The following is a 17,800-nucleotide window of genomic DNA, read 5'->3' on the forward strand; positions in this document are numbered from 1 at the left end:
TATTTTGAAGATGTGTTATGTTTATAAGAGAAAAGATCGTATTCACAAATAAAAAAGAAAAGAAAAAACAGGCTTTTTTAGGCAGCTTATTCGTACTTCTATATGCTTTTCTTCTAATGCTCATCATTTGGCTTTTAGGCATCTTCCCTCATGCTCAAATAGATCAGCTTATCTTTACAGCTATCACTCCCATTGACGGCACAAGCAGCGAGGTTCTTCTAAGCTTTTACCTAAAAGCCCTTGTAATTCCGATAATTCTATCCTTGGTAAACCTTGTTTTAATCTTAAAAGAAGTAAAATTTCTTTTAAAAACAAAGAAAGGAAGATCTTACCGCATCTTCCCTATTTTAATAAGGAGACCCCGCCTTTATTTATTGATTTATCTATGTATTATTTTAGGATATAGTCAATATAAATTCGGGTATATTCAATATGTTTATTATAAGCTAAGCCCTCCTACAGACCTTTATGAGATTAACTATATAGACCCTTCTAAAGTAAAATTTACTTTCCCTCAAAAAAAGCGAAACCTCATAATACTCTACCTTGAATCGATGGAGATAAGTGCCGTATCAAAGGAATTCGGAGGCTTATCCCGCTATGATCTTATTCCTGAGTTACGGCAAATAGCCGAACAAAACCTTTCATTCAGCCACAGCGAAAATTTGGGAGGGCTTACACAGGTTACGGGGACATCTCACTCAATAGCATCCCTTACTTCCTTAAACCTAGGCGTTCCGTTAATCTTAAATCTTCCTGCTTTTGATTCATCTTCTTTTAGAATTTCATCCTTAAATACAGCCTCAATAAAAATTGATAATTTTATGGAAGGAGGTTACGGTCTAGGAGATCTTTTATACGATAACGGCTACACGCTCGTTTTCAGCATGGCGGCTGACAAGGAATTCGGCTGCTTGGGTAATTTTTTAACCGGCCATAAAAACTTTAAGATTCAAGATTATTCTTATTTTGTTGAAGCAGGGAGAATACCCAAAGGCTACAATGTATGGTGGGGCTTTGAAGACGAAAAACTTTACCGATTTGCACGGGAGGACCTCACTGAGCTTTCAAAAGAAGATAGGCCTTTCGCCTATATCTTTTTTACTGCCGACACACATTCTCCCAGAGGCTATGCCGATGAAAAATGCCCTAACATTTATTTTGAAAAAATACACAATGTCTATGCCGGAGCATCAAAAAAAGCCTATGACTTTGTTGAATGGGCTAAGACCCAGCCCTTTTATGAAAATACTACAATAGTCATTTTAGGAGATCACTTATACATGGGAGGAGATCTATATCCGCCGACCGTAAAATTACAAGATAGACATCCCTACAACGCCTTTATAAATTCTGCAAAAACAACTGATAAAAACAAAAATCGGCTCTTTACAACTTTTGACCTTTTTCCCACAATCGTAGAAAGCATTGGTATCGAATTCAATGCCTCGGGTTTAGGCCTTGGCCGCTCCCTCTTTTCGGGCCAAAAAACTCTGTTGGAAGAAAAGGGCTTAAAGAAGCTCAATTCAGAAATCGAAAAACGCTCAATCTTTTATGAAGAAAAGTTGATGAAAAAAGACTAAACCCTTATCAGCCTGTCTTGAGGAACCTCCTCAAAATAGGCTCTTAAATTGAGGAGCATATCATCAAGGTTCTTGCAATTTAGAATCTTGCTTTTTATATGGTGGGCAAAGCTGAAATTATCGCAAAAGAAGGCAAAAAAGCGCTGAGCCCTTGTAAGGTAAAACTCTTGGGGTTGTTCTTCCTGTAAAAAACTTAAAAACAGCTCCGCTGTTTTTAATAAGTCGATTTCGATTTTTTCTTCTCTTCCGGCAGCTGCACCGTTTTTTAAATGCCCCTTTGAGAGCTCATAAAAAATCCACGGTTTTTGCACGGCTGCCCGGCCTATCATCCAGCCCGAACATGGATATTTTGAGCCGGTTTTTTCTAAGATTTCAAGGGAATTTATATCTCCGTTACCGTAAACGGGAACGCTTAAATCGGCGGCAAGACGGGCTGTGTACTCATGTTTACACGGCCTTGAATATTTTTGTTTTTGAGTGCGGGGGTGCAGGGTTATCAGGTCTACTCCTTCCGAAACAAGCATCTTACAAAAGGACAAAAGCTTATCATAGTTTTCTTCTTCGCCTAGGCGCAGTTTTACACTAAGGCGGATAGACTCGGTCTGCGGCCTTGATTTCTGCCCATCACAGAGAAGGACAGCCTTTTTTACCTTGCTTACTAAGGAGGCTGTTTGAGAAAGCGGCTTTTTCATCCATGCAAAGCCGGCTCCGGTGTTAACGATCTGCGGGGCACAGCAGCCCATGTTTAGGTCAATGCCAAAGCCGCCGTATTGAAGCAAAATAGGAACACAAGCATCGGCTGCATCCTCTTCAGGACTCGTAATCTGCCAAACAAGCTTTTCGGGCGACGGATTTGCCCTAAAATACCATTTTTCAAAACCTCCGCCTGAAATAGCAGATGGAGCATGTATCATTTCAGAAAAATACTCATCCGGCTCCTTAAAACAGGCTATGAGTCTTCTAAAAGCGGAGTGAGTTATTGCAGCCATGGGTGCCGATATCAAATTCATAAATTAAAAAACCGTATATTTTATAATTTCATCTATTTGGATGTAAAGTTCAAGTTCAGCCTTAAAAAAACCCGATTCTACAAAAAGACGGGGAGAAGATTTTATCAAAACAGCCCCTCGAATTTCCTTAGGTTTATTTTTTAAAAAGGTTCTAGCATATTGACGGACGGCATTTTTTATCGCCTCAGTATAAGCGGTATACACCCCTTCAAGCTCATCAAAGCGGTCTCCCTTGCCTCTACCCTTTATTGTCTTATGAGCGTTCTTTGTCCAAAGCTTAAAATGCCCTGAATAGGATTCAGGGATGCCGTATTCGGCCCAAGAATAACAATAAGGATATTTAACCCTTACATCGGTAATTTTTATATTTTCGGTACTTGGCTTAAAAACAGTCTCCAGCTCAAAGACTTCTTCTACATTACGCTTTTTATCGAAGGGTGTATAAGAAAATTTTAAACCGTAGGTCATGCCGGACAGGATATAGGCTGAAAGCTCAAGCAAGGCATCCTTAGGAGGAGTGAATTTTGCCTTGCTCTCATCATCTTTTAATTTAGGGGCTTCATCAAGAAATACCCAGACCGGAGCTCTTACAATCAAGGCATCACTTCCTGAAGCCCCGGAGTAAGTATCCGCATATAGACAAAGACTTATAAAAAAAAGAAGCAAAGCAATGAACTTTCTCATAGTCTAATTATCGGGCAATTTTACCTTCCCGTTGAATTCCAGACTTTAAGAGGCTTTATGCCGAAGCGGATTCTTATGTATGCCCAACCGGCAAGGAGCCCTATAAAGTGAGTCAAGTGCGCAATCCCGTCACCTACAGAGAATATGCTGATGAGCTCAATTACTGCATAGCCTAAAATCAAAAGAGGGGCCGGCACAGGAACCACAGCCCAAAGATAGATCACGGAGTTAGGATAAATTACGGCATATAAAAGTAAAACACCGAAAATTGCTCCTGATGCACCTACAAGGGTAATATTATAAAAGCCTGTTGCCGCATACACCAAAAAACTCAAAGCACCATCAATCGTTCCTATCAGAAGATAGTAAAGTATAAATTCCTTTGTTCCGATTTTTCTTTCTACCGGGACACCAAAAAAGAATAGGGCAAGCATATTAAATGCCAAATGAAAAAAGTCCCCATGAACAAATTGGTAAGTGAATATTTGCCAATAAGTTTGAGCATACAATACAAGAATAGGCACAAGTCCTAAGTATGCACTCAAATTTCTAAAAAGACTTGTAAGTACAAACACGGCAGCATTGATAAGAGTTATGGCAAGTACGGCATTCTTATATGTATATTTAAAAGGTTTTCGTAAATACTTCATAATATAAAATATCGAAAATTATCAATCTTTAGGCAAGTTATTTTTAGATAATGTTACACGATTCCGTCCGTTTTGTTTGGACTCGTATAAGGCCTTATCTGCCCTGTCCACTATAGATTTTGCCGGCTCAAGATCAAAGTTATAACTCGATACCCCTATAGAAATCGTAACATTGATTTTTTGACCATCATAAAGAATAGCCGACTCTTCTACAAGCTTTCTTATTCTTTCGGCTATAGCCATAGCAGCACTAACCGGAGTATTATTAAGCATTACTACAAATTCTTCACCGCCGTATCTTGCAGCAGTATCGGCATTTCGCGTACACGATTTTATAACTCTTGCAACCTCTTCCAAAACAATATCACCGGCAGCATGACCATAGGTGTCATTTATCTTTTTAAAAAAGTCTATATCAATCATTAAAATTGAAAGCGGTTCTTTTTTTGCGCCTGAAGAATTTATAATATCCAAGCGCTCCATCAGCAAGGTGAAAAAGTAATGCTTTAATTTTAAGTGCGTCATTATATCGGTTGTAGTCATTTCCAAAAGCTGGGAGTTGTTTATAGCTATGGCAGCCAAGGAAGCTATATTTTCTATAATGTTTTTTTCATAGTCCGTAAATTCATGGGAACTTTCCATTTTCTCGCCTAAAAGTAAAAAGCCTATCATTCTATTTTTTGCTTTTAAGGGTACAAAAAAAGAAGGGCTTAGACTGAATAAATCCTTTACTATCTTGTCTGTTTTTATGTTTTTACCTATCTCATCGGGAGTACACCCCGAATCGGATTTATCCAAAAAATTTATGAGCGGATGATCCACATTTATAGAGTATTGAACCTCGCGGGAGATATCAAAACCATAATGGTCCCTGTTTAATACAAATAGGTTATCATCAAAGGATTTTTTTGTAAAAATTGCAGCTCCAAAGGTTTTTAACTGGGCCATAACTATATATAATATTGCTTCAATAAGGCGGTCAAATTGCAAAACGGAGTTTAAACTCTTTGAAATCTGCAATAGTTGCTTTAAATCAAAGATTTCTTTTTCTTGGTGAAAAATTTTATCGGCATATTTTTTAGTTTTGCCGGCATTTAATGCTTTTTTTAATAATTTTTCATTTGGAGTAGTTTTCATAATTTTTACCTGCCTTTTCATTTAGCTCCGATATATCGATGACAACATATCTTTTTAAAAGTTCAATCATTTTTTCAAAATTTTCTATCCCGTTTGCAAAAACCGTAAATCTGTCTTTGTTTTTTGTAGAATTTATCATTGCAGTTATATTATGTACGTTTTCAGGTACGGGTCTATACGTATCCTTTATTATTAACTTACAAAATTTAAGAAGGTCTAAATAGTACTTGCCCGATTCTTCCAAAAATTTCTTTGCACGAAGGTTAATCTCGTCAATAATTTTTGATAAGGGTTTTTCAAAATCTCCTCCGGCCTCCATACGCGTTAAATATCCCCTTATAAGCTCTATTGAGGACTCATTCTTACCATACATCATTTTTTCCAGTTCATCTATTTTGTCTGTAACAGCCGAGCAGTAATAATAATTTGCAGCAAAATCAGACTTCATTTTTTTGTCTTCAAAAAGTCCCTCTACTAAAAGCTCTCTCAAAAAAGGCTCTATCGAGGGTTCAAAAAAACTTTTTGCATATGTTTTTAAAATCTCTAAGGGCCTTATCCAGTCTAATGAAAGGCCGGTTAAAGCTTGAATTTTGCCGTTCAGCTCTTCGTTATAAACATCCAGCTTGAGTATTTCAATATCTCCAAATAAACCGCTGATAAGAGATTCCATTTGGAGATCCTGCCTTAGTTTAAGTATTTTTTTTGTATCCGCATTAAAATTAGCTGCAAGTCGTGTTTTGTACTCTTCTATTTCCGAGAAAGCACGAGGCGACTTTGTTTTATCCTCAAACTTAGGGTCCTTTTTAACCAATTTTGCAATATTTTTTAGCGTATCCTTACCCAAACTATTTTCGAGCTTTGAGAAAAAATTTTTTAAATTCTTTTTTATATAAATTTCATCTGTCTGTTTATCTGAAGAGAGGCATGAATTAAGAAACAAGATTCCATCCGCCAGTTGTTCATCTATAGATATATTCCGAATAAGATAATCCAAATCAAGAATCTCTTGAAGAACAGTCATTCCGTCTACATTTTCAAAACTATAATGCTCTCTTACAGAATCAGTATTTATAATTGTACTAAAACCGGGATCAAAATAAGCAAAAAAAGTATTAAATTGAAAACTGCAAAAATCAAAAAATGCAAACAGTTTATTTATTTTGACATCTACAGTCTTAAAAGCAGGATCGGTCAAGGAAAATACAAGATCATCGAATTCGTTTGTCTGATCCTTAATTTTTTGGTCAAAATCTTCCCTCATTAAATCCGAAATCTTTTCCATACGGCTGTTAAAGGATATCTTTTCCTTTAGTATTTTTTGTTGATCTGAAAATGAAGACTCTACCAGCTTATCTAAAAAAAAAGTTGAAAGCCTAATGTCATTAGAACATATAGTCTCACGCAAAATATGTTTAAAAGTCAAGCTTATCCTATAAATCTCATAGATAATTATCGGTAAGCCGGCCAAGATAGTATTGTCATTACGATATACTGGGTACTTACACCGCTTTAATTCCTGAATAATATTGCGCAGGGCCTTTTGGGAGTTCATATCTTCTTCATTCGAGTAAAACAAAGAATAGAAGAATTCTTTTATATGCCGGATTAAATTAGATAAAATTAACACTTTCTATATTATCAAAAATTACTCTTATTTTCAAGATAGTATAGAATTCTTATATAAAATTCAAATTCTGCATTAGTTAAAAGCTAGATTTCAACTGATAGAATATTTTATTACACTATTGGCTCTTTGCTGTCATCAAATTTTGGGGGTATTATTAATTATGAGTTATGATTATGCATCTGTTTTAGCTAAAAATATAAAAAGGATTCGGCATAAACTGGAAATGTCCCAGATGGAGTTGGCTCTGCGGGCTGATGTTTCAATTGCATTTATCAATGCAATTGAAAACAAGCAAAAATGGGTGTCTGCCGCAACCTTATCAAAAATAACGGATGCACTAAATACTACTCCTTACGAACTATTTCTTACAGACGATATAAGTCAAGAAGATTTAACGATAATAGCAGGACGACATGCCGAACTGATAACAGACTTGAATAAATTATTAAAAAAATACACATCCGGCTGCTTTAAAGATAAACCTTTAGATAAATATCAATAATTTTAGTTTGTAAAGATAATAAAGAAAAACAAGTAACTTTTAGTTTGAAATTTAGTTATATTTTGAACAAGAACAATACGGCATATCTATTTTAAATCGATTATAATGACGAAAGATTGTTTAAGTTGTCTATCTTACTGTCAATTTTTATAAAATAGATTTGTGCATAAATTTTAGCATCCATTTGAAGGAGGGACGCATGAGATTAAAACAGAAAATTGTTCTCTCAAACGCATTAGTGTTTAGTGCTTTAATAATTATTTCTGTATTCCTCAACTTTTTTTATGCGGCAAACATTTTTTCAACAAACCTAAACAATAAAAACCAATTAAAAGCTCAACTGATTGCCAAGGAAATAGATGAATGGCTTGTCGAAAAAATGACCGAGATCGAGCAAACTATAGAAACTTTGGTTTATATGGATATTACGGATTATGAGGAATGCACCGGATTTTTGGTAAATTTAAACAGGCTTAGTCCTGAAACCGATTATGCAGTTTTTTTTGAAACAGGTGTTTTTGCAAATGGTCAGGGTTGGAGACCGCCCGACAGCTATGACCCAAGAAAGAGGCCTTGGTATATTGAAGCAAAAAGCACTGAAGAAACCGTAATTACCAATCCTTATCACAGTATAAGTGCAAAACCGGATACAATATCCTTTTCCATTATCAAACAGTTTACCACAAAAAACGGAGTGGACGGATTACTTTTAGGTGAAATAAAGATAGAAGAGCTATTATCCCTTATAGAAAAATTTAAAAACGAAGATGGGACTTACGCTTTTTTGATAGGAAAAGATTATCGAATATTATCTCACCCCAATGAAAGATATCAATTAGATATTGATAGCTTTACGGAGATTTATAATATTGAGGGCGGCATAGATTTTATAGAACATATCGCCAAGCTAAAAATGGATAAGGGCTATAGCAAAAGCTTGCCCGTAGTAAAAGATTATGACGGAGCCGAAAGATTCTTCTACTTTGCGCAATCAGCGGCGGCCGGGTGGACGGTTGGATTTACAATACCTGCATCTGATTTTTATTATCCCATAAACGGTCTAAAATTTAGAGCTATATTATTTGCATGTATCTTTATTATCTTCGTAAGTATTCTATCTCTCTTAATTGCAAAAAAAGTAGCATCACCAATAGAAACTATTACGAACCGGCTAGAAAAGGCGGCAAAAAACAATGAGCTTATTAAATTCGATTTTTTGGATAGACAAAATCATGAACTTGCAAGAATTGCAAAGAGTTTTAACTCTGTAGTAAAAAATGCAAAATCGAATCTTCAGGGGGAAGCAAATTTTAGTCTTAACTCTCTTACCATGACTCAAAAGATAGATAAGATAATTACCGAAATGAGTGAAAATGAAGAAGTATATCTTTTATATTTGGATATAGATAAATTTAAAACCATAAATCAGCTTTGGGGGTATTATGCCGGCAATGCACTGATACAGCACATATATTCCATGGTTTTAGATCACATAAAATCTCTAAATATGCCAGAAAATTCTCTTATACATGTCATAGGTGACGAATTTGCAATCTTTTACTTCGGAAACCAAGAAGAAGTCTGTCAATTTACACAAGACCTTATAGATAAAATAAATCGTGAATACTTTACCTGGAACGAAAAAAAACTGACTATTTCCATAAGTGTCGGTATCGTAAATATTCCTAAGATACCTCAAAGTGCCCAAGAGATAGTATCAAATGTATATGACGCTTGCTCTACAGCTTTTAGAAATGGGGGCGGTTGTTACGAACTATTATCGTCTACAGGGCTCACAGGATTTTCCGGCGGAAATATTTCATTTTGGTTAAATACCATCCAAAAAGCTCTTAAAGAGGACAATTTCGTTTTATATGCACAGGCAATTATTCCTCTAAATGATATTTTTCATCATCCTAAGTATGAAATTTTAATAAGACTTAAAACCAATGATGATCATATTATTATGCCGGATGTTTTTATCCCTATAGCTGAAAGATATAATCTCATATATGAAATAGATAAGTGGGTTATAAGAAATACCTTTGCCTTTTTTGCAGAAGCGGTAAGTAATGGTTACTTGGACGAGGGCGTAATATTTTCAATCAATATTTCGGCAGACTCATTTTTTTCAAATGACCTTGTAGAATTTATAGCTGAGAGCCGCAAGACATTAAACGTTCCGGCTCATAACTTCTGCTTTGAAATAACGGAAAGCTGTGCAGTAAGAAACTTGGAAGCAACCTCAAAATTTGTTACCGAATTAAGAAAACAAGGGTTTTCTTTTTCTTTGGATGATTTTGGAAAAGGTTTTTCTTCTTTCCCGTATTTAAAGACCCTCCCGATAGATTATGTAAAAATTGACGGGTCCTTTATAAAGTCCATAGATAAAGACTACATAGATTTTTCAATGGTTAAGACCATGAGGGATATGTGTTACCATTTAGGTCTTTACACAATAGGTGAATATGCAGAAAATGAGCAGATAGTTTCAATTTTAAAAGATATAGGTGTAGATTACGGGCAGGGATATGCCTTCCAAAAGCCGATTCCTATCAGGGAGGCTATAAAACCTCGAACCGATAGGAACGGATATAGGTTTTAGCTCTTTTTTTCACCCCATATTTCTTTGAAGGTGTGGATTGTTCCGCAGTATTGGCAGGCATATCTATTGTCTATAGTGCGGTAAAAGATAGCAGGAACGCCTTCGGATTGCGCAGGATGAGAAACACAGGCCTCGTTTTTACAAATAAGATCTTCAAAATTGTAAATTCGGGGCGGCAAATGTGTACGGTATTTTGCTTGAATCTTTCCGTCTTTTATAAGATTAAGGGTACAGCTTGAAGCTACGGCCGACAACCGCTTCAAGTCTGCCCTTGAAAAATTGTACTCTCCCGGACGGAAAATTATACCCTTAAAGGTACCCTTATCCTTTGTAGATGTGGATACCCACTCTCCGCCTCGGCCCTCTTCAAGCCCCATAACGTTTATTATCTTAGACATGTGATGCCTGATTACGGACGGCTTATCTCCGCGGCAAATATGGTCAATAACTATTCCGTTTTGTATAGGCCGAACCCCCTCAGAAAAGGTTTCTACCTTACTTTCGCCCGCATTGGTGACAGGCACTTCTACAATATAATCCTCTTCTTCAAAAGGTGAGCAATGCTTAAATTCAGGTCCGGTATAGTCGCTGCCTATTTTACCTGCTATCATCGATAAAAGAACCATTCTGACATACATTCCGTTTATAGACTGCCTTTCCCAACCGTTAAGAGGTGTTGTATCTAAAAAGGTGGGAATAGTCGGATGGACACGGTGTCTTGGAAGGGGGTGATAAAAGCGGGTTTTTTCAGGAAGTTTTTCGATAAATTCTTTTCGGAAAGTAATGGAGCGGCGAAGTTCGTCTTGCTTCTTTAGAACCTGCTCACCCATTCTTTCAAGCTGGGGACGTGTAAAATACCAGATGAGAGCTACCTCGGATTGTTCAAGGTACTCCTCAATGGACGAAAATTCCCTTACAGTAAATCCGTTTTCCTTCATTCTTACCTTGTAGTACTCGGGCATAGCAAGTTCAGAGGGAGCTATCAAGTCAACTTTTACAGACTTAAAAATTTTGAGTCCGTCGGCCTTTGAATGAACCGTACGTCCGTGATAGAGGTCGCCGACTAAGGCTATGTGAATACTGTCAAATGACCAGTCGTTATCTTCGATAAAGGTAAATTCGTCGAGGAGCTCCTGAGTAGGGTGCTCATGCTTTCCGTCTCCGGCATTTATAAAGGCAGGCTTTCTTTTTAAGTTGTTTCGCTGATAAAAGGCCTGAGCCTCATCCTCAAGCCAGCGGCATACCCCTTCTACCTTGCTTCGGACAATGAAGATGCTGTTTTGATAACCGGCAAGGGTATTAAAGGTGTCGGCATAACTTTCTCCCTTGTTAAAAGATGAAGATTCTACTGCAAGATCGCTTAATTTTACTTGATGAAATTTAGCTGCATTTCTAAATGATTCCTTTGTGCGGGTGCTTGGCTCCAAAAAAACTTCATAAATACCGAAGTCTTTGTCGTTAATTCTAAATTCATCCATAACCTTTTGATCATCTTCTTGAATGGCTTTTTTTAGCCGCCTTGTTTTGTCAAAAAGGTATTTTCTTTCATCGATTGATAAATCATCGATAACCGTCAATGAACGCCCCATAAATTTGTTTTCCATTTTAAACTCCTGTTAAAAACAAAAATGCAAAAAAAAACATCGGAAAAACCGATGTTCTCAAAATAAACGAGAGATGCAAAATTTGCAACTTATAGTAATTAAGGAATAAATCATCTTGCACCTCCATGAAAATACGGACTCAACCGCACACATTAATGAAGATTTTATCAAAAAATAAAAAAGCTGTCAATAGAATGATCAAAAATTGCTGTTATTTATTGGAGCGTCACCGGAAATATTCAGTCCATGGCTGAGTCCATTATTTAGGGATTAAAGGCCAAGTACAAAGAGTCAACCCCTACTGCCCGCGGCTTTTAAATAGGCGAGGTGAGTACTAGGAGCCAATAAAAATTAACCGGAGGCGTGCTTGTTGCACGTCGAAGATTAATTTTTATGCAGCGACAACGTAATCGCCCGCATATTTAAAAGCCTATGCTGACCAGGCTTCACTTTCTTTCTGTAACGTATACATCCTCGGATACGATGACTTTCCTTTCATCAATTCCTCGTGTGTACCGATTTCTTCTATTTTGCCTTCTTTTAAAACGACTATCTTATCGGCATTTTCTATGGTTCGCAAACGATGAGCGATAACGATAACGGTTTTGTTTTCGACAAGCTTTGTCAAAGCCTCTTGAATGAGAGTTTCATTTTCGGGATCGAGGGCTGCGGTTGCTTCATCAAGGAGAATGATGGGTGCATCCTTTAAAAGTGCGCGGGCAATGGAAAGCCTCTGCCTCTCTCCGCCTGAAAGGGTGTAGCCGTTTTCGCCGATAACCGTGTCATAGCCTTGCGGCAGTTTTTCGATAAAATCATGACAGCGCGCAGCCTTTGCAGCGGCAAGTACCTGCTCTCTTGTTGCATCCTTATTTCCGACAAGGATATTGTTGTACACAGTATCATTAAAGAGGACGACATCTTGAAACACAATCGAAAAAGCGGATAAAAGCGTTTCAGGGTCTATGGTAGAAACGTCGATACCTCCGACGCGCACCGTGCCTGAAGCAAGATCCCAAAAGCGCGCTGCAAGGCGGGCAATCGTGGATTTGCCGCAGCCCGAATGTCCGACAAGTGCTGTAATTTCTCCCTGCTTGGCGGTAAAGCTGATATTGCTTACCGTGTCGCGCTCGGCATCATTATTATACGAAAACGAAACGTTGTCGTATTGAATATCGTAGCCGTTAGGATTAAATGTTTCGCTTCCCGCCTGCTTAGGATAGTTTATGATTTCCAGCTGACGTTCTACCGCCGTACGAGCAAAAAAGAATTCGCCGAGCATCATAAAGACTGCAGTAAGCGGCTCAAAGATTCTTCCCGCAATCAGCAAGAAAACAAGGTAGGTAAAAAGCGGCAGGCTTCCCTTCGCATACAAAACGGCACCGACCGCAATGACAAGGGGGAAGCCGAAGCGCACAACGATAATCGAACCTATCATAACCACGCCTGTAAACAATTCGGCTTTTACCGCTTCCTTGGTGCTAAATGCAATACGGTCTTTTACCGCCTGCACATAATCATCTTTTTTGTCGGAAGACTTGAGTACCTTAATATTGTCAAGCATTTGCTGAATGGAATTGTAAATACCGAAAAGGATACTGTTCATCTGAACGCCGAAGCGGCGCGATTGTTTACGCGACATATAGACAAGAAAAAAACCGATTGCAGAACAGGTAAAGAGCGTAAGGGTCATGCGCCAATCGAAAAATGCGAGCATCGCGGCCGATATAATGATTGAAGCAATAGCTCCGAATAAGTCGGCACCCGTATGCCCGATAGCGTGTTCTATTGTGGTAACATCATTTAAAAGCGTTGCCGTTAAATCGGATAAATCTTTTTTTCCGAAATATGAAAGCGGCAGTTTTCGAATGCTTTCAGCAAGCGAGATACGCACATTTGCCGACTCTTCATAACAAGTATTAAATGTTTTGCGGTACTTGAGTTTTTCAATTAAGAACAGCACAAGAATAATGAGTAAAGACAAACCCGCAAACAGCCACGGATTAAGAGGCGCAGTAGTTTCTCCTTGAAGCGGTTTTAAAAGTTCCTGCAAAGCATAAAATGAAAGACCGAGCGGTACAATCAAAAACAAATTTCCAAAGGTCGCAAGAGCGGATGCCTTATTTAAATCCCGTGCTCCCTTGTCCGATAAAGCAAAATAATCCTTTAACATAACTTCTCCCTATAAAAATTTATAATTACCCTAAGCATTCAGTTTCCAGCTGATACCCGATTGGAAGTTGTTCCACATCTTGCTGTACAAGCCGCCCTTTGCCGAAAGCTCTGCATGCGTTCCAATTTCTTCAACCTTGCCGTTATTGATGACGCAGATTTTATCTGCATTTACGACAGAAGAAAGCCGGTGAGCAATCATGATGACGGTTTTGTTTGTAAGCAGCTGACTGAATGTTTTTTTGATTTTATGTTCGTTTTCGGCATCGGCAAAGCTGGTCGCCTCGTCGAGCACGACAATCGGAGCGTCCTGCAAAAGAGAGCGGGCAACGGCAAGCCGCTGAGCCTCTCCGCCTGAAACATAGGTGCCCTTGGTGCCGTACACGGTGTCTATGCCGTTCGGAAGCTTTTCGATAATGTCCATACATTCAGCCTTTTCGAGCACTGCAAGCACTTCTTCGCGCGTTGCATCCTTTTTGCCGTAGCGGATATTTTCAAAAATACTTTCTTTAAAGAGCTTGTTTTCCTGAAACACAAAGCTGACAAGATGCATAAGGTCGTCGGTTTTGATGTCCTTGATGTTTACGCCGCCGATAGTAATTTCCCCCGAATCAAGCTCCCAAAAGCGTCCGAGCAAATTGACGAGGGTTGTCTTTCCGCCGCCTGAAGGGCCGACAAGAGCAGTAAGCGAATGTTCGCTAAGATTCAGCGATATGCCGTTGATAGCCTTCTTAAAAGAGCCTGCGGTTTTCTCTTCCGCGCCCGCCTTTTTTTCTGCATCCTGATATGAAAACACAACGTCTTTAAATGCGATGTCAAACCTTTGCGGCATAATAGACTTTTCCGGTTCGGGCGCCGCTTTTTCACTTAAAATCGCTTCGATACGGTTAAGCGCATCTCCTCCCTGCATATTCAAACTTGAGCCGTATATTATTTTTATCATCATGTTGAGCATAACCGGCGAAAGGGAAAGATAAAAAATAAAGCCGTATAAAAATTCTGTATATCCTTCGCCTTGAGCTGCCGTTCCTGCAAAGATGATTGCGGCAGGCACTAATAACACAAAGCCCGTTTTTAAGAGCGCAAGGAACATGGAAAAGCCGTTTTCCCAGCTCATCGAATATTTTAAAACATAATCTCGGTAATTTATAATCGAAGTATAAAAATCTTTGAAGCGGTGTACTGATTGATTAAATGTTTTTACGACTGAAATGCCGCGGATATATTCGGTTCCTGCACTGTTCATTTTTTCAAGGGCATTTTCGTAGTTTTCCATAAAGCCGCTTTTTTGCCCCTTTGCCATAAACACACCTTGCAGAACAAAAGCGATAACCAATGGCAAAAACGAAATAAGCCCGAACCGCCAATCGAAAAAGAACATTAAAAATAAAACGGCAATGGGGCTTACCGCATTTTGCACAACATCGGGCAACATATGCGCTATAAGGGCTTCAAGCGAATGGACATTTTTTTCAAAAACCTTGCGCACTGCCCCGCTTGAGTGTGCCGTATGCCAGCCGACCGGCAATCTTGCAAAGGTGTCCGTTAAGAGCATATTCATATTTCCCATCAAATTGAATGCGGTAATATGCGAACACATAAGAGCAGCAAAATAAAGGAGGAAGCCCACTGCAGCAGCTGCTAAAGCGGTTCCTCCATAAACCATCATCTGCTCAAGGTCTACCGCAGTCCCTGCCATATATGCCGAAATGATATCGCGCATTACATAAAAAACCAGCGCATACGGAATAAGAAGCGCAATTGTGCTTAGCGCCGAACAAAAAAGCGACAAATAGATCAAAGGCTTGTGTTTACCCGCATAAGCCAAAATGCGGGTAACAACTCCTGGCTGTTTCACTTTTTTAGGCGCTTTTTTTTCTTCTTTTTCATTCATAAATTTATTCTCCTTGTGAAATTAAGATATTAACACAAGCTAACATAACTTTGTTATGTTAGTAGTTTATTACAATTTTGTCAATAGCAAATTAAATAAAAAGAAGATGAATTCGTGGTGTGCGGTTATTCAAGAGCGTAACTTTCGGCGGGGTCATAGCAAATTTTTTGCCATCCGGCCTCATAAAAATCGTCCAGAATCAAAACATATCGCTGAGCCTTTTCGTATGGAGTATCCATCTTTATTGTGCGGAAAAGGCATTCCCAAAAAGATCTATCGATAGTGTTGAAAAGTTCAATATCAACATGGGTCCGGCCTTGCAGCATACCGTATTCTTCATATGCTTTGCGATCAGCCTCATACACGGCATTCATCATTTTATCGAACAAGTCTTCATATTTTGTTCCTTTCCCTGAACATAAAAGCAGCTTCATTGCTTCAAAGTTCCGGTACGCATATTCAAGCATTTCTTTCCGGCCTTCCAAGCGTACGACTCTCCGTTTTTCTTTTTCTGTAATGGGAATAGCAAAATGTTTTTCGTACATAAGTTTTTGTTTTTTCAAAAGCTCAAAATATGTATCTTTTACTAAGGCATCGAATAAGGCTTCTTTATTTTTAAAATGAAAATAAACCGCCCCGGTCGTGAGGCCTGCTTTTTTTGCAATATCCCTGATATTGCTCTTTTCCCAGCCCTTTTTTAAAAATTCTTTAGCGGCATATTTTAGAATATTTTCTTTGGATGATATCGGAGCTTTTATGCTTTTATCCTTTAAATCGTTTTTTTTTGAAGATTTAACATCTTTTTCCATAACAAAGTTATATTATCATTTTTAACTTTTTTGTCAAGAATATTGTTCCGATATATAAAAAATTATTTAATAAAAGCACTCTAGTAAAAAGTTTTCAATTATGATATAAAATGGTCCATAGATTTTAAAATACAAAATCACTGGGAGTTTTTATGAACACAATATGGATAGTAGGCATTGTAGCCGCAGCACTCTTACTCATGTATGGAATTAGATACATGAAAAAACTTAACATGAGCTTTAATGTGCGCGTAGTTACAGCCCTTGCCGTCGGTATCATCTTTGGTGCAATATTGCAGCTGACTATTAAGGATACGGCTTTAATCAAAAAAGCTATGAGCTGGATTACTTTAGTAGGAAGCGGTTATGTAAGATTGCTTAGGATGATTGTTTACCCTTTAATTATTGTAAGTATTACAAAATCGATTGCTACACAAAAACAAAATATCGGAAAAGCAGCAGGAAGAATTTTAGCTGTTCTTATGATAACCGTTGCAATATCCGCACTAGTTGGAGCCCTTACAACCTCTGCATTCGGCTTATCGGCAGAAAATCTCACAGCCGGTGAAAGTGAAATCGCAAGAGGAAAGGCCATGGAAGGCAGACTTCATGACTTTGAGGCAAAGCCGATTCAGCAGCAAATTCTCGAAATCATACCGATAAATCCCTTCTACGCATTTTCAGGTCAGGGCTCAAACGCAACTCTGGCTACGGTTTTCTTTTCGGCCATGCTTGGTTTTGCAGCCTTATTCCTAAAAAGAAGCAATCCCGACAGTGCAGAGGTATTTATTAAATGGCTTAATTCATGTTCTGATGTAGTAATGAGACTTGTCCGAATGGTTCTGCGCATTACACCTTACGGCGTTTTAGCCCTTATGATTAATATTACCTCTACTTCAAATTTTTCCGAAATCTTAAGACTTATCGGCTTTATCGGAGCAAGCTATATTGCAATTATCATCATGTTTATCGTACACGGCTTGTACTTACTTACAGCAGGATTAAATCCCATAACTTTCTTTAAGAAAAGTTTTTCAAATCTTATGTTTGCATTTACTTCAAGATCTTCGGCAGGAACCCTTCCTCTGACTATTTCAAACCAAGTAAACAACTTAGGTGTTCCCGAAGGTATAGCTAACCTCGCAGGAAGTTTGGGTACCAGTATCGGACAAAACGGATGTGCAGGAATTTATCCCGCAATGTTGGCAGTTATGATTGCCCCCACATTGGGCATAAATCCATTGGCACCTGTCTTCCTTGTAAAGCTTATCCTAATTACAGCCTTGGGCAGTTTCGGAATCGTTGGTGTAGGAGGCGGTGCAACATTTGCCGCAATCATAGTCCTATCCTCAATGGGCCTTCCGATAACTCTTGCAGGTCTTCTTGTTGCTATTGAACCCCTCATCGATATGGGCCGCACAGCCTTAAACGTAAGCGATTCTCTTCTTTCCGGTGTAATTGCAGCAAAAAGAACGGGTGAACTGGATGACTCAATTTATAACAGAAAAGAAATCATCGTTGAATAA

Annotated in this window: 13 protein-coding genes; 4 read left to right on the forward strand and 9 right to left on the reverse strand. The window is 38.3% G+C overall.

Annotation, left to right across the window (positions count from 1 at the left end):
* The first annotated feature begins 17 nt into the window (after nucleotides 1-17).
* Nucleotides 18-1,583 carry an LTA synthase family protein gene (locus E4O04_RS00715; RefSeq protein WP_253709014.1) on the forward strand — a complete coding sequence of 522 codons (1,566 nt, stop codon included), beginning with the start codon at nucleotides 18-20 and terminating at the stop codon, nucleotides 1,581-1,583.
* Here the strand turns inward: E4O04_RS00715 and E4O04_RS00720 are convergent.
* From E4O04_RS00720 to E4O04_RS00740, 5 genes are read right to left on the reverse strand one after another with little or no spacing between them, the layout of a single operon-like run.
* Nucleotides 1,580-2,593, reverse strand: a complete 1,014-nt coding sequence (locus tag E4O04_RS00720) for a tRNA-dihydrouridine synthase family protein (protein WP_253709017.1) — start codon at nucleotides 2,591-2,593, stop codon at nucleotides 1,580-1,582. The genes E4O04_RS00715 and E4O04_RS00720 overlap by 4 nt on opposite strands.
* Before the next feature lie 3 nt (nucleotides 2,594-2,596).
* Nucleotides 2,597-3,277, reverse strand: coding sequence for an LIM domain-containing protein (locus E4O04_RS00725; protein WP_253709020.1), 681 nt, complete (start codon nucleotides 3,275-3,277; stop codon nucleotides 2,597-2,599).
* Nucleotides 3,278-3,297: 20 nt separating this feature from the next.
* Complete coding sequence (locus tag E4O04_RS00730; RefSeq protein WP_253709021.1) at nucleotides 3,298-3,927, reverse strand: rhomboid family intramembrane serine protease; 630 nt, start codon at nucleotides 3,925-3,927, stop codon at nucleotides 3,298-3,300.
* A 21-nt stretch (nucleotides 3,928-3,948) separates the two neighbouring features.
* A complete protein-coding gene (dgcA, locus tag E4O04_RS00735; protein WP_371922258.1) occupies nucleotides 3,949-5,085 on the reverse strand; it encodes a diguanylate cyclase DgcA in 1,137 nt (378 codons plus the stop codon).
* Nucleotides 5,045-6,691: a hypothetical protein gene (locus E4O04_RS00740; RefSeq protein ID WP_253709027.1), complete on the reverse strand. Its 1,647-nt coding sequence runs from the start codon at nucleotides 6,689-6,691 to the stop codon at nucleotides 5,045-5,047. The genes dgcA and E4O04_RS00740 overlap by 41 nt, the downstream gene beginning before the upstream one ends.
* Nucleotides 6,692-6,851: 160 nt before the next feature.
* On the opposite strand from E4O04_RS00740, the gene E4O04_RS00745 reads away from it, so the two are divergent.
* The gene (locus E4O04_RS00745; RefSeq protein ID WP_253686369.1) at nucleotides 6,852-7,193 is read left to right on the forward strand and encodes a helix-turn-helix domain-containing protein; all 342 of its coding nucleotides are present in this window, start codon (nucleotides 6,852-6,854) and stop codon (nucleotides 7,191-7,193) included.
* A 199-nt stretch (nucleotides 7,194-7,392) separates the two neighbouring features.
* Nucleotides 7,393-9,798 (forward strand): EAL domain-containing protein, encoded by a 2,406-nt coding sequence (locus tag E4O04_RS00750; RefSeq protein ID WP_253686367.1) that lies wholly within the window; start codon nucleotides 7,393-7,395, stop codon nucleotides 9,796-9,798.
* On the opposite strand, the gene E4O04_RS00755 is transcribed toward E4O04_RS00750, so the two are convergent.
* The 4 genes from E4O04_RS00755 to E4O04_RS00770 all read right to left on the reverse strand — a co-directional run bounded on the left by E4O04_RS00755 (nucleotide 9,795) and on the right by E4O04_RS00770 (nucleotide 16,274).
* Nucleotides 9,795-11,402: a bifunctional aspartate carbamoyltransferase catalytic subunit/aspartate carbamoyltransferase regulatory subunit gene (locus E4O04_RS00755; RefSeq protein ID WP_253709029.1), complete on the reverse strand. Its 1,608-nt coding sequence runs from the start codon at nucleotides 11,400-11,402 to the stop codon at nucleotides 9,795-9,797. The genes E4O04_RS00750 and E4O04_RS00755 overlap by 4 nt on opposite strands.
* A gap of 430 nt (nucleotides 11,403-11,832) precedes the next feature.
* The gene (locus tag E4O04_RS00760; protein ID WP_253686363.1) at nucleotides 11,833-13,572 is read right to left on the reverse strand and encodes an ABC transporter ATP-binding protein; all 1,740 of its coding nucleotides are present in this window, start codon (nucleotides 13,570-13,572) and stop codon (nucleotides 11,833-11,835) included.
* Nucleotides 13,573-13,602: 30 nt separating this feature from the next.
* A complete protein-coding gene (locus E4O04_RS00765; RefSeq protein WP_253686361.1) occupies nucleotides 13,603-15,465 on the reverse strand; it encodes an ABC transporter ATP-binding protein in 1,863 nt (620 codons plus the stop codon).
* Nucleotides 15,466-15,590: 125 nt separating this feature from the next.
* The gene (locus E4O04_RS00770; protein WP_253709032.1) at nucleotides 15,591-16,274 is read right to left on the reverse strand and encodes a TetR/AcrR family transcriptional regulator; all 684 of its coding nucleotides are present in this window, start codon (nucleotides 16,272-16,274) and stop codon (nucleotides 15,591-15,593) included.
* Between the two features lie 152 nt (nucleotides 16,275-16,426).
* Here E4O04_RS00770 and E4O04_RS00775 point away from each other — a divergent pair, with 152 nt between their 5' ends.
* Nucleotides 16,427-17,800, forward strand: coding sequence for an L-cystine transporter (locus tag E4O04_RS00775; protein WP_253686358.1), 1,374 nt, complete (start codon nucleotides 16,427-16,429; stop codon nucleotides 17,798-17,800).

This window comes from Treponema sp. OMZ 799, from assembly GCF_024181365.1.
Lineage (GTDB): Bacteria > Spirochaetota > Spirochaetia > Treponematales > Treponemataceae > Treponema_B.

Excerpts from the sequence above, each read along its gene's own strand:
- E4O04_RS00750 (WP_253686367.1), top strand. The coding sequence starts at position 7,393 with ATGAGATTAAAACAGAAAATTGTTCTCTCAAACGCATTAGTGTTTAGT.
- E4O04_RS00715 (WP_253709014.1), top strand. The coding sequence starts at position 18 with ATGTTTATAAGAGAAAAGATCGTATTCACAAATAAAAAAGAAAAGAAA.
- E4O04_RS00755 (WP_253709029.1), bottom strand. The coding sequence starts at position 11,402 with ATGGAAAACAAATTTATGGGGCGTTCATTGACGGTTATCGATGATTTA.
- E4O04_RS00765 (WP_253686361.1), bottom strand. The coding sequence starts at position 15,465 with ATGAATGAAAAAGAAGAAAAAAAAGCGCCTAAAAAAGTGAAACAGCCA.
- E4O04_RS00745 (WP_253686369.1), top strand. The coding sequence starts at position 6,852 with ATGAGTTATGATTATGCATCTGTTTTAGCTAAAAATATAAAAAGGATT.
- E4O04_RS00770 (WP_253709032.1), bottom strand. The coding sequence starts at position 16,274 with ATGGAAAAAGATGTTAAATCTTCAAAAAAAAACGATTTAAAGGATAAA.
- E4O04_RS00720 (WP_253709017.1), bottom strand. The coding sequence starts at position 2,593 with ATGAATTTGATATCGGCACCCATGGCTGCAATAACTCACTCCGCTTTT.
- E4O04_RS00730 (WP_253709021.1), bottom strand. The coding sequence starts at position 3,927 with ATGAAGTATTTACGAAAACCTTTTAAATATACATATAAGAATGCCGTA.
- E4O04_RS00725 (WP_253709020.1), bottom strand. The coding sequence starts at position 3,277 with ATGAGAAAGTTCATTGCTTTGCTTCTTTTTTTTATAAGTCTTTGTCTA.
- E4O04_RS00775 (WP_253686358.1), top strand. The coding sequence starts at position 16,427 with ATGAACACAATATGGATAGTAGGCATTGTAGCCGCAGCACTCTTACTC.
- dgcA (WP_371922258.1), bottom strand. The coding sequence starts at position 5,085 with ATGAAAAGGCAGGTAAAAATTATGAAAACTACTCCAAATGAAAAATTA.
- E4O04_RS00760 (WP_253686363.1), bottom strand. The coding sequence starts at position 13,572 with ATGTTAAAGGATTATTTTGCTTTATCGGACAAGGGAGCACGGGATTTA.